The sequence below is a fragment of the Planomicrobium sp. CPCC 101110 genome, from assembly GCF_007859395.1.
Classification (GTDB): domain Bacteria; phylum Bacillota; class Bacilli; order Bacillales_A; family Planococcaceae; genus Planococcus.
On record NZ_VOHD01000009.1, the window covers coordinates 1 to 11972 of the forward strand.

The 11972-nt window shown below is 45.5% G+C and carries 15 protein-coding genes and 8 tRNA genes; 1 reads left to right on the top strand and 22 read right to left on the bottom strand.

Translation table 11 applies throughout. The annotated features are described in order from the left end of the window. Positions 1-267: 267 nt before the first annotated feature. The 22 genes from FQV30_RS13970 to acpS all read right to left on the bottom strand — a co-directional run bounded on the left by FQV30_RS13970 (position 268) and on the right by acpS (position 11294). A tRNA-Gly gene (locus FQV30_RS13970) sits at positions 268-341 on the bottom strand. 20 nt (positions 342-361) lie between these two features. Then, positions 362-438, bottom strand: a tRNA-Arg gene (locus FQV30_RS13975). Positions 439-448: 10 nt separating this feature from the next. Next, positions 449-534 (bottom strand) — tRNA-Leu (locus tag FQV30_RS13980). Positions 535-655: 121 nt separating this feature from the next. Continuing rightward, a tRNA-Gln gene (locus FQV30_RS13985) sits at positions 656-730 on the bottom strand. Between the two features lie 5 nt (positions 731-735). Next, a tRNA-Asp gene (locus tag FQV30_RS13990) sits at positions 736-811 on the bottom strand. A 3-nt stretch (positions 812-814) separates the two neighbouring features. After that, positions 815-891: transfer RNA gene (locus tag FQV30_RS13995), tRNA-Met, on the bottom strand. Positions 892-975: 84 nt separating this feature from the next. Then, a tRNA-Glu gene (locus tag FQV30_RS14000) sits at positions 976-1050 on the bottom strand. A gap of 4 nt (positions 1051-1054) precedes the next feature. Beyond that, positions 1055-1129 (bottom strand) — tRNA-Asn (locus FQV30_RS14005). A 194-nt stretch (positions 1130-1323) separates the two neighbouring features. Next, entirely contained in the window at positions 1324-1785 is a 462-nt protein-coding gene (locus FQV30_RS14010) for a SprT family protein (RefSeq protein WP_146500782.1), read from the bottom strand. 26 nt (positions 1786-1811) lie between these two features. Further along, on the bottom strand, positions 1812-3986 hold the full coding sequence (locus FQV30_RS14015) for a Tex family protein (protein WP_146500783.1): 2175 nt from the start codon (positions 3984-3986) through the stop codon (positions 1812-1814). Between the two features lie 56 nt (positions 3987-4042). Next, positions 4043-4642, bottom strand: a complete 600-nt coding sequence (locus FQV30_RS14020) for a PP2C family serine/threonine-protein phosphatase (RefSeq protein WP_146496765.1) — start codon at positions 4640-4642, stop codon at positions 4043-4045. Continuing rightward, positions 4642-5424, bottom strand: a complete 783-nt coding sequence (gene sigB / locus FQV30_RS14025) for an RNA polymerase sigma factor SigB (protein ID WP_106534570.1) — start codon at positions 5422-5424, stop codon at positions 4642-4644. Before sigB ends, FQV30_RS14020 begins: the two co-directional genes overlap by 1 nt. Beyond that, on the bottom strand, positions 5402-5872 hold the full coding sequence (rsbW, locus tag FQV30_RS14030) for an anti-sigma B factor RsbW (RefSeq protein WP_146496766.1): 471 nt from the start codon (positions 5870-5872) through the stop codon (positions 5402-5404). The genes sigB and rsbW overlap by 23 nt, the downstream gene beginning before the upstream one ends. Position 5873: 1 nt before the next feature. Continuing rightward, the gene (locus FQV30_RS14035; protein WP_146496767.1) at positions 5874-6203 is read right to left on the bottom strand and encodes an anti-sigma factor antagonist; all 330 of its coding nucleotides are present in this window, start codon (positions 6201-6203) and stop codon (positions 5874-5876) included. Between the two features lie 90 nt (positions 6204-6293). After that, positions 6294-7295 carry a PP2C family protein-serine/threonine phosphatase gene (locus FQV30_RS14040; RefSeq protein ID WP_146496768.1) on the bottom strand — a complete coding sequence of 334 codons (1002 nt, stop codon included), beginning with the start codon at positions 7293-7295 and terminating at the stop codon, positions 6294-6296. Between the two features lie 12 nt (positions 7296-7307). After that, entirely contained in the window at positions 7308-7709 is a 402-nt protein-coding gene (locus FQV30_RS14045; protein WP_146496769.1) for an anti-sigma regulatory factor, read from the bottom strand. A 2-nt stretch (positions 7710-7711) separates the two neighbouring features. Next, positions 7712-8074: an STAS domain-containing protein gene (locus FQV30_RS14050; protein ID WP_106534565.1), complete on the bottom strand. Its 363-nt coding sequence runs from the start codon at positions 8072-8074 to the stop codon at positions 7712-7714. Further along, positions 8071-8901, bottom strand: a complete 831-nt coding sequence (locus FQV30_RS14055) for an RsbT co-antagonist protein RsbRA (protein WP_146500784.1) — start codon at positions 8899-8901, stop codon at positions 8071-8073. Before FQV30_RS14055 ends, FQV30_RS14050 begins: the two co-directional genes overlap by 4 nt. A gap of 183 nt (positions 8902-9084) precedes the next feature. After that, positions 9085-9435 carry a type II toxin-antitoxin system PemK/MazF family toxin gene (locus FQV30_RS14060; RefSeq protein WP_146500785.1) on the bottom strand — a complete coding sequence of 117 codons (351 nt, stop codon included), beginning with the start codon at positions 9433-9435 and terminating at the stop codon, positions 9085-9087. 4 nt (positions 9436-9439) lie between these two features. Further along, positions 9440-9724, bottom strand: coding sequence for a transcriptional regulator (locus FQV30_RS14065; protein WP_146500786.1), 285 nt, complete (start codon positions 9722-9724; stop codon positions 9440-9442). A gap of 97 nt (positions 9725-9821) precedes the next feature. Beyond that, positions 9822-10925 (bottom strand): alanine racemase, encoded by a 1104-nt coding sequence (gene alr, locus FQV30_RS14070; protein ID WP_146500787.1) that lies wholly within the window; start codon positions 10923-10925, stop codon positions 9822-9824. Between the two features lie 15 nt (positions 10926-10940). Then, the gene (acpS, locus tag FQV30_RS14075; RefSeq protein ID WP_146500788.1) at positions 10941-11294 is read right to left on the bottom strand and encodes a holo-ACP synthase; all 354 of its coding nucleotides are present in this window, start codon (positions 11292-11294) and stop codon (positions 10941-10943) included. A gap of 68 nt (positions 11295-11362) precedes the next feature. On the opposite strand from acpS, the gene FQV30_RS14080 reads away from it, so the two are divergent. Next, positions 11363-11971, top strand: coding sequence for a rhomboid family intramembrane serine protease (locus tag FQV30_RS14080; protein WP_146500789.1), 609 nt, complete (start codon positions 11363-11365; stop codon positions 11969-11971). The last annotated feature ends 1 nt before the right edge of the window (position 11972 follow it).

Consider the following 11972-nt stretch of genomic DNA (forward strand, 5'->3'; position numbering starts at 1 on the left):
GGCGCTCGCCGTCCCGAAGGACGCGCGAATCGCTTGATCTAGCCAGGCTTGATCAGTAGTTGTTTGCTCAAGCCGCCAAAGCGGCTCTCGCAGAAATTTGTTTCGGCGTTCGGAACGCCTCAACAATTTTTGTTGACGTTTTGCTGTTCAGTTTTCAAGGTTCATTTTTCAGCTGTTTTTCACAGCAACTTTATTATCATAACCTGTATCTAATTCAATGTCAACAAGAAACTTGTTTTTCATTTGAACCGTTTGGTTTGGTAAAATTGGAGCGGGTGAAGGGAATCGAACCCTCATCATCAGCTTGGAAGGCTGAGGTTTTACCACTAAACTACACCCGCATATAAGATTAAGGAAAATATGGCGCGCCCGAGAGGACTCGAACCTCTAACCGCTTGATTCGTAGTCAAGTACTCTATCCAATTGAGCTACGGGCGCGTACGAAGTATGGTGCGGCCGAGAAGAGTCGAACTTCCACGGGATTTCTCCCACTAGGCCCTCAACCTAGCGCGTCTGCCATTCCGCCACGACCGCAATGAATTATTTTAGGGACAAACTCTATTGTACGCTATTCCTAATTCAAAGTCAACAGCATCTTGAAAACTTTTCGAGATCATCTGTTTGATGAATTTGGTGTGTCGACTGCAAAAAAAGATGGCTGGGGTACCTGGATTCGAACCAGGGCATGACGGGATCAAAACCCGTTGCCTTACCGCTTGGCTATACCCCAAAAAATGGCGGTCCCGACCGGGATCGAACCGGCGATCTCCTGCGTGACAGGCAGGCATGTTAACCGCTACACCACGGGACCATTTGGTTGCGGGGGCAGGATTTGAACCTGCGACCTTTGGGTTATGAGCCCAACGAGCTACCGAACTGCTCCACCCCGCGATAATGAAATAGAAATGCTTTTCTTCTATTGCAAGAAAAGTTATTGAAGAATAATTATCCTTTAAAATATGCTTCAAAAAATAATGGTGACCCCTACGGGATTCGAACCCGTGTTACCGCCGTGAAAGGGCGGTGTCTTAACCGCTTGACCAAGGGGCCTAAATGGCTCCGAAGGTAGGACTCGAACCTACGACCATCGCATTAACAGTGCGGTGCTCTACCACTGAGCTACTTCGGAATATTGTTTTCAGTCGTTCAAATCCGCTTAAGTACTTGTCGACTTTTTCTATTATAAAGACCTTATCAAGAATCGTCAACACCTTTTTTAAAATTACTTTTTATTATTTATCAGAGCCTGATTTATTATTGTGCGCCAACTAATTTCGAACAAAAAAGAGGCTGGCATAAACGCCCCAGCCTCTTCGTTCTTTTTTATTGGTTTTGCGCCGCTGACAGTTTGCCGGCGCATTTGCCGCACCGGTAGCGTTCTGTGTTCATCCGGATCTTTCGAACGTAATTCGTGTTGCATGACAGGCATGCGTATACATACCGTTTCGCCGATTTTCTTTTTGCCCGCGCTTCAATTGTAGAACAAAATCGCGGCGATCCGGTCTCTCTTAGCAGGTTTCTAAAATCGCTGTCCCGATGTTTGTATCCCCTGCCCTCTAAATGCAAATGATAATGGCATAGTTCGTGCTTTATAATCCCTTCAAGTTCTTTGAAGCCGAATTTTTCATACGAACTTGGGTTGATTTCGATATTATGGGATCTCAACAAGTACCTGCCGCCTGTCGTTCTTAATCTAGCGTTAAAAATTCCTGCATGGGCAAATGGTTTATGAAAAACGTTCAGTGATATGTCCTTGATCAGCTCCGTCAATTCTTCGTTCGTCATGATAGCTCCCCTATTAAAAGCAGGCTTTACGGCTGCCCTTGTGTTTGTTCTTTTGGCTGAAGCATTGTCAGGGCAATGCGCCCTTTGTCTTTTTCGACTTTTTCGACCCATGCGGTAACGATGTCCCCCACTGCCACAACTTCAAGCGGATGCCTGACGAAACCTTTCTTCAATTTCGAAATATGGACCAAGCCATCCTGCTTTACGCCGATGTCGACAAATGCACCGAAGTCGACAACGTTGCGGACTGTCCCTTGCACTTCCATTCCCGGGAGCAAGTCTTCCATTTTCAAAATATCGTTTTTCAGCAAAGGCTGCGGAAATTCATCGCGCGGATCGCGGAACGGTTTTTTCAATGCTTCCAGGATATCTTGCAATGTTATTTCTCCGACTTCCAGCTCTTTGCTCAAATCTGCGGCATTCAAAACTTCCAGTTTTGCAACAAGCTCAGGTTTCCCGACAGCTTTTTTGTCTGCTTCTACTAAATCCAACAGCTTTTCGGCAACGGCATAGCTTTCCGGATGGATACCAGTTGCGTCCAGCGGATTTTTCCCTTCCGGAATCCGCAAAAAGCCGATTGCCTGTTCATATGTTTTGGCACCTAACCGCGGAATTTTCTTCAACTGGGCTCGTGAAGTGAATCTTCCATTTTCATCACGCACTTTAATGACGTTCTCTGCCACCGTCTTGCTCAGGCCGGCTACATATTGCAGCAAAGAGGAAGAGGCTGAGTTGACGTTAACTCCCACTTGGTTTACTGCCGTCTCTACAACAAACGTCAATTGTTCCGCAAGCTTTTTCTGGGAAACATCGTGCTGGTATTGGCCGACACCGACAGCTTTGGGATCGATTTTCACCAGCTCCGACAAAGGATCTTGAAGACGGCGGGCGATGGACGCCGCGCTGCGTTCTTCCACTTGAAGATTCGGGAATTCCGCTCGCGCGATTTCAGAGGCCGAGTAAACACTGGCTCCCGCTTCGTTGACAATAACATAAGAAATATCGGCAGACGTTTCGGACAAGAAATCGGCAACGAATTGTTCCGTTTCCCTCGATGCTGTCCCATTGCCAATCGCCATAATCTCGATCGGATATTTGCCGGTCAAACCTTTCATGATTTTCTTTGCGCCCGCTTGATCGTTTTTAGGCGCGTGGGGATAAATGACCGCAACTTCAAGCAGCTTTCCGGTCTCGTCAATCACGGCGAGCTTGCAGCCGGTCCGGTATGCCGGGTCGACACCCAGAACCATTTTGTTTTTCATCGGCGGCTGCAGCAAAAGGTTGCGCAAGTTCTCGGAGAAGATATGGATAGCTTGGGCTTCTCCTTTTTCACTAAGCTCTGTCCGGATTTCCCGCTCAACCGACGTTTGGATCAAGCGTTTGTAGCTGTCTTCAATTGCTTCAGCCACAATATCACTTGAAGGCACTGAAGATTTGATCCATTTGTTTTTCATCAATGTTATGATTCGATCGGCCGGTGGCTGGATCGATACCTTCAAGACTTCCTCTTTCTCTCCGCGGTTAATGGCCAAGATTCGGTGAGGCACGATTTTTTGTATGGCTTCTTCGTATTCATAATACATTTCAAAAACTTGTTTTTCATCTTCGTGATTTTTTTTGGCTGCAGTCATGACTTTTCCATCTTTCCGTGTCATATAGCGGATTTTCTCACGGATGTCTGGATCATCAGCGAATGTCTCAGCCAAAATATCCTGGGCGCCTTGGATCGCATCCTCCGGGCTTTCCACTCCCGCTTCTTTGTCCACGAATTCAGCGGCTTTTGCCAGCGGATCTTCTTTTGTAAAAGCCATCAGCCAATCCGCCAGCGGCTCCAATCCTTTTTCTTTTGCAATTGTTGCCTTTGTCCGGCGCTTTTGCTTGTATGGACGGTACAAGTCTTCCAATCGCTGAAGGACAGACGCGTTTTGTATTTCTTTCTCCAATTCCTGCGTCATCTTTTCCTGTTCAGTGATTGAACGGATGACTTCTATTTTTCGCTGCTCTAAGTTCTGGATATATGTATAACGGTCATCAATCGCTTTGATCTGCACTTCATCGAGCGAACCTGTGGCTTCTTTTCGGTAGCGCGCGATAAAAGGGACCGTATTGCCATCTTCGATCAAAGCAATAACTTGTGCCACTTGGTTAGGGCGGACACCTGTTTCTTTAGCAATCAACGATTGGATTTGCTGCATTTCCATCAACTACACTCTCCTTTTTTTCCTTCTCCATTTTATCACATAAAAAAGAAGCCTTCTCACTTGAGAAGGCTTCCTGTAATGAATGTTGCATCGTCACCAGTTTGAATGGTGCCGAGTATATCGTAATAGAGGCGTTCAGGAATTCCAGCCTGGCGCATCATTGCTTTCGGGTTTCTCAAATCCACTCCATCGGAATGGATCAAAAATAAATCATTTTCCACATACGTATACAATTGCGTCCGCAATGTTTGTGGGCGTCCAGACAAATACCCCATAACCGGCAAAGGATAAATCATCTCTCCTGTTCCTTTTCGGTAAAGGTAAAAACGGATATTGCCTACACAGCTGTACTCCAAAGTTTTGTTCTTGAAATGCACTTTGAAAATCGCTACTGCCGCTCCCCGTTTTTGGACCATCAACTCATTGAAACGCAGCATCAATTGATCGATTGTTTCGTGATGGTATTCTCTTAGTATTTGTGGGATGACTTGTGAAGATTCACGCGCCACTGGCCCACTTCCAAGACCGTCAGCAATGGAGCAAATGAAATACTCGTCTGTCAGCACCGTGTGATAGCTGTCGCCAGACTCGTAATTTCCTTTTTTTGCTTCATTGAAGATGAAAGCTTCGATGAAACTATGATGTATGGCTTCCACTACGAAACTCCACCGGCCGCCAAAATGGCTTCTTGCAATTTTTTGATCGCTTTTCGCTGAAGCCGTGAAACGTGCATTTGGGAAATCCCGAGCTTATCGCCTGTTTCCTTTTGGCTGAGCTGTTCAATATACGTATACTGAATAATTTGTTTTTCCCGTTCCGAAAGCACATTCATAGCATTTGCCACAAGCATGCGCTGATCCGCTTTTTCATAGCCATCGTCTTCTTGGCCAACAACATCGAATAGTGTTACGGTGCTGCCATCCGAATCGGCTTCCAAAGAATGGTCCATCGAAAGGGCTTGATAACTTTTCCCCATCTCCATCGCTTCTAGCACATCATCTTCATCAACATCCAAATACTCGGCGATTTCCCAAACTTGCGGAGACCGCTGCAGTTCGCGCGTCAACACTTCAACTGTCGCTTTAATGCGCGGACCAAGTTCTTTTATGCGGCGCGGCACGTGAATAGCCCACGTCTTATCCCGTAAAAATCGTTTGATTTCGCCTATGATAGTAGGGACGGCAAAAGCTTCAAAACTTCTTCCAAACGATGGGTCGTAGCGGCGAATCGCCCCTAACAGGCCCAACATGCCTACTTGCGCAATATCCTCGTGGTAAGATTTGCCATTCGAGTACTTGCGCGCGATAGATTCGACCAAACGTTTGTAGTTGTTCACTAGATTAGTTTGGGCTTCTTCATCTTCGTTTTTTTGGTAAGCTTCAATCCACTCAAGAACTTGTTCTTTTGTAGGTTGATTAGGATGAGACCGTTTCGACATCCTCTTCCACCCGCTCTCCTCCAACGTACTTTGTCATAAAGACCGTTACGCCTTCTTGATGGTGCACTTTGACTTCATCCATTAACGTTTCAATCAAATAAAGGCCGAGACCTCCTTCGCGAAGAAAAGCTCCTTCTTCCTGGTCGTGGTAAGGGCCGACTTTTGCTTTCGTGTCTTCAAAGTCAAAACTTTGGCCGTGGTCCGCTACCATGATCTCGATTTTATCGCCATACAATGCACAGCCGATAACAACTTCGCCTTCTTCTCCTTCTACGTATGCATGCTGAACTGCATTTGTCACCGCTTCACTGGAAGCGATTTTCAAATCTTCAATATCATCATACGTAAAACCGATGCGGCTTGCCAAACCAGAAATGGTCAGCCTTGCGACACCTACATATTGCGACTTGGCCGGAACCCTCATTTCAACATAATCGAAAGGACGCATATCAATTACCACCTTTTCCAGCGGCTTCGATGTCCATAATGTCGCCCAAACCGGTTATGTCGAATAGCCGTTTCAAACGAGCAGAGAGACCTTTAAGCTTTACATGACCGCCTTTTGCATTGACTGTTTTATAAAAAGCTACAAAAACACCTAAACCTGTACTATCCATATAATTAACGTCGGAAAGATCCAACTCTGCATTTAATCCTTCATGATGTTGGTAATTCTCTAATTTGTCTCTAAGAACCGGTGCAGTGAACGCATCGATTTCTCCGCGGATAAATCCGGTCAAGACATTGTTCGCCTCTTCTAAATCCACTTGAATATTCATTTATTGACACCCCGTTTTTCTGTAATTCGCTCGAACTTATAAAGCCATCGTAAGTTTGTTTACCCTTACTTTAAAGCACTAAACCTGCTGCTAGATTTTTTTATAAATCACCAATGTAAAGTCGTCTCTAAGTTCCGCATTCTGCATGCGGTCCAGCTCATCATAAACATGCTGCACAATCACTTGGGCAGGTTCATCTTTTTTGCTTTCAATCAAATCAAAAATTACATCGCGTTCGATGAATCCTTCATCGGTCCGGCATTCGGTTACGCCATCCGTCATCATAACGACCAAGTCGTTCTTTTCAAGAGAAATTGTATGTTCTTCATAAGTGGCAAGCGGCGAAACGCCAAGCAGCAGCCCTTTTGCAGGAAGTTCAAAAAACTCGCGGGTTTTAGCCCGGTACAAGATGGCGGGTTCATGTCCTGCAGAGCCATAAGTCAAAGTCGCATCACTCGCCTTATATCTTCCATAAAACATGGAGACAAACATCGAATCGTCTATACTTTTTTCAACGATGCGGTTGATTGTTTCAAGCACTTGCTTCGGAAGTGCTGTCGAGTCATTTAAACTGTCCATGCCAAATTTGACCATCGACATGCATAAAGCAGCCGGCAGCCCTTTCCCGATCACATCAGCGACCGCTACCCCTGCATGGCCAGCTTGATCACTTATAAAATATATGTAATCTCCATTCATTTTGCGTGCAGGAACGGACAGCAAACCAATATCCAGCCCTTCAAGCGCCGGCAATTTCGTCTTCAGCAAGGTTTCCTGAACGTGGGCCGCTAAATCCATTTCCACTTTCAATTCCTCTTGGCGCTTCAGAAGGCTTTGGCGCTCTTGAAGAGCCAATCCGTAATTGATCATCATTTCAATTAAAAAATCGAAAGAATGCCAAACTTCCTCAGGCATGTCGCTATACAATTCCTGCATAGCGGCCTTGTGCATTGAGATTACTTCTTCAGGGGAAGTATTCTCAGAAATAAGTTGTCTGCTGAAGTTTTGGCCAACATACAAATTTTGCTCAGATTGTCTTTGCATGTACTGGTTTAATATCTCTTTATATTGGCTTTCGATTTTCTGAACCATCGGGCGCACCTCCTATCGGAGCCACTTTGTAGCTCTTATATCTGTCCCTTCGCCTAGGATCGTTTCAATTCTGAACTCATCCATCAGGCGCTTGACGCCAGGCAATCCAGCTCCTAAGCCTCCTGAAGTTGAAAATCCGTCTTCCATCACTTTCCGAATATCAGGAATGCCGGGCCCATTGTCAGCTGCAATGATTAAAATGCCTTTGACTCCATTTTCTGTTAAACGCTGAATTTCGATTCTTCCTTGGCCAGCATATAAATATATATTGCGGGCAAGCTCGCTGATGGCCGTAGTGATACGAGCCTGATCTACTGTGCCGAAGCCGAGCTCTTTAGCGACATTGCGTCCGAGTTGTCTTGCAGCCACAATATCCCATTCCGTTAAAATTTCTACCGAGGACTGGTTGCTCATTTTTAAGCCTCCAATTCCAATTGAAGTTTATCCAAACCATTTTCTAAATCCAGTGCTGTCATAACATCTTCAAGTCGAATTCCTAACTCGATCAAAGTGATAGCTACTGCTGGTTGGATACCGGTGATAACCACTCGCGCTCCCATAAGGCTTGACATGCTAATGACGTCTCCCAAGACCTTGGCAATGAAAGAATCGATAAAATCAACAGAAGTCAAGTCGATCACTACACCGCGAGCACTTGTTTCGTGCAATTTATTTAGCAAATCCTCCTGAAACTGAATTGCCGTTTGATCATCTAATTCCCACTGAATGGAAACAATCAATGTATCTCTTAATTTTAAGATCGGAATTCGAAAATTCATTGTTCTTCAACCTCCACAATTTCTCGATTTGTCCAAGCCAAGGCTTGTTCTACACCTCGCTGCAAAGTGCTTGTTGTTGTAAATTCGTTCAAATTGATGCCAAGAGTGACAATCGTTTGGGCGATTTCCGGCCGAATTCCGACTAGCATGCATTTGGCGCCGACAAGACGCACCGCGTCTGCTGCTTGAATAATATGATGGGCTACCATTGTATCGACTACAGGCACTCCGGTAATATCCAGCAACACTACTTCAGCGCGGTGTTTTACAACACCTTCCAACAGATTTTCCATAATCAGTTTAGCGCGTTCCGTATCGATAGTGCCGACAAGCGGCATGACAGATATTTTATCAAAAACAGGAATCAGTGAAGCCGAAAGTTCCTGCAACGCAATTTTCTGCAGGCTCACTGTCCGCTCCCATGTCTTTGAATATGTATCAATGGTGCTATCGCGTATTGGTGTCACCCAATTATTGAACTCCTCAATAAAATTACGAACACTGTCTTCATTTATAATCCCATCGCTCTCCATCCCGTGGTAAACCACTTCGACATAATGGGTGATTGCTTTCGTAACAAAAGTGATGGACCAGCCAAGGCGTACGACTTTCTCGGCAAAATCAGCCAGCCGGTTTTCATAGGCTTCATGGTTGTCCAATAAATTCGTAACCATCAAGTCAGAAAACTCTCTGCTCGTCTGATCCATCAAATCTACTGGCATCACTTGAAAAGAACGTTCACTTTCTTCATTTTTCATCAGTTCCTGCCATTTCGAAATAATCTCACTTGAGTTATTCTCGATGTAACTAGCTATTTGCTTGTTCATTTTTTTAAAAAACCCTCCCTGTAACCGCTATGTATAAAACACAAGTTATATACGCTTTCTTTATTGTATCGGAAAACTGTTTTTTTCACATCTATTTTATCGGCTGCCGCCTTACTTCTATATAAGGAATAACAGAAAACACCCAAAGAAACAAATCTCGGGTGTTTTAAAGGAGTATGTATGCTAGAACTTCACGAGGCCAACACTAATTTCCAGTGCTTCATCCACTTTTTCCATCAACGCATCGTCAAGTTGGGTAATTTTATCGGTAAGCCGGGATTTGTCTATCGTCCGCAATTGCTCAAGTAAAATGACCGAGTCACGTTCAAACCCGTATTTCTTGGCATTGATCTCCACGTGAGTCGGCAGTTTTGCTTTTTGGATTTGCGCAGTAATAGCAGCTATGATTACTGTCGGGCTAAACCGATTTCCTATATCATTTTGAATCACCAGTACTGGACGGGTCCCGCCTTGCTCGGACCCGATGACCGGTGATAATTCTGCAAAAAAAACGTCACCACGTTTTACAATCAAGTTGTCACCCTCCGCTTACGAGTCGCACCGTCGTGTGCTCCGCTTCGTATTCAGCGTGAGAACACTCACAAGCAATCGATAGGTTGATTTGCGACATTTCCACATAACCCTTGATCATCGCTTCTCGAATATGATAAGAATCGTACATGTTTTTCGTTACCCGATGAGTGGAAACATAAATATAATCCCCACGCTCTTGAACTTGTTCATCTGAAAAAGTAGTCAGTTCTGAAATCATTTTTTTAGGCAATTTAACAACCACCTCTTTTGTTTTGACTCTCTCGTACACAGCCGACACCTCCGAAATACCGTTCGTCTCTCTCTACTCTTTCTCATCTTAACACTGTCTGCCTTCCCTGAAAAGGCAAATCTCGAATTTCAAAAATTCAGCAATAGATCCGGGGCACTCTTTTCGTCAAGTTGACGGGGATTTCATAAGCGATGGTCCCTAGTTTTTCAGCCCATTCTTCTATCCGGATTTGTGCACCGGCTTGCCGGCCGATCAATTGAACTTTTTCGCCCACCGGCATTTTTTCCGGCAGCCGGATCATGCATTGATCCATGCAGATGCGGCCGACAATCGGCACCCTTGCGCCGCGCACCAAAACTTCCTGTCCCTGCAGCCCCCGGAGCATGCCATCTGCATAACCGATCGGAAGCGTCGCGATCCACTCGTCTTGTTCACAGCGATAAGTAGCTCCGTAACTGATCGTCTCTCCCGCTTTGACTTGCTTGACATGGATAATTTCCGTTTCCAGCCCTAAGGCTGGCGCCAGATCGAACGGCATGTTATTTTCTACATAAGAAGACGGCGCAATTCCGTATAATGAGATCCCCACACGCACAGCATCAAATGCCAGCTCCGGATGCAAGCTGGCTGCTGCGCTGTTTGAAACATGGACCATCAGCGCCGGATCATTTATTTCTTCGACAACAGACGCTATGGTCTTCACTTGCCGCTGGAACAAGTCGTTTTGATCCTCATCTGCTGTAGCGAAATGAGTAAAGATGCCGTCCAAAGAAAAAAAGCGGCTCCGAACCATCCGAAGCGCTTCACCCGCTTCTTCTGCCTGAACACCGACACGGCGCATGCCCGTATCTATTTTCAAATGGATCTTCAAGCGCGGAAGGTCCGGATCGATAGCTCTTCCAGCCATCAAGAGCCAATCGAGCGAAATGGCGGCAACTGTAATTCCAGTGCGCTGAGCAACCGGAATAAACGCTGCGGGTGTATGGCCCATCACCAAAATATTCGCCCGGATTTTACGCTCCACCAGCGCAAGCGCTTCGTCCGGCGTAGCGACAGCAAGCCATTCAACCCCGTTTTCAAGCGCTTTTTCGGCCACTTCCACCATACCGTGTCCATAAGCATCCGCTTTTACCACTGCAATGACTTTCGCTTTGCCGCTTCTCTCTTTGAAAGCCTGCAAGTTTTTCTGGATTGCATTCAAATCGATGACCGCTTTTGTCGGCCGGTAATATTCTGTCATATCATCCCTACTCACTTAAGTTGATTGCAGCAACACTTGTGCCGCTGCATATTCTTTCGTATGGGTAATCGAAACCAATCCGGTTTCAAGCTCCCGAAAATAAATCTCCGGTTTGCCATTGCCATCTTTTCTGATTTCAATATCCTGAAACGAACAGGATTTTCCGATCCCTGTCCCTCTAGCTTTCGCAAACGCTTCTTTTGCTGCGAACCGGCCTGCCAGAAACTCCGTCTTCCGGTTTGCTGAGAGCAAATCATATTCGGCGAGTTCCCGTTCCGTTAAAACACGCTCCCGGAACTTCGGCGATTTCTCATCCAATCTTCGAATCCGATCCAACTCTGTAATATCGAGGCCAATTCCAGTGATCATAATTGTTTCTCCTTTCAATCTTTAAGCTTAAAAAGGTATAATAATTCGTATGAAATAGAGGTGACAAGATGTTTTTACGTACAGAAAGCTTTTCCCAGTATATCCGGTTATATCCTGTCGTATCCGCATTGATCGCAATCAATGTGCTGATACATATTTTATCATGGGTTCCTGAAATTGGGGACCAAGTGTTTTACTACGGAGTCGGTTATAATTATTTTATCGCTGATGGCGAATGGTGGCGGTTTATCTCGCCGGTATTCCTCCACGGCAGCTTGATGCATCTGCTCTTCAATATGTTTTCGTTGTTTCTGTTCGGTCCCGAGCTGGAGCGGTTAACAGGCAAAGTCCGATTTATCACCATTTACTTGTTGGCAGGTTTCTTCGGATCGGTCGCTACATACTTTTTGCAGCCGCTCGATTATTCCCATGTAGGCGCAAGCGGAGCAATCTTCGGCATTTTCGGTGCGTTTGGAGCGCTATTGTACTACGGGGGGCGCGTCATGCCACAACTGAGGCAAATCATACTCCCCATCATCGTGATCAGCATAGTGATGACGTTCTTGACACCGAACGTGAATGCGACTGCCCATATCGCTGGAATGATTACCGGATTCCTCATCGGGCTCAGTTATTTCCACCCAAAACGAATTGTCAGTTGGAAAGCCAAAAAGTAAG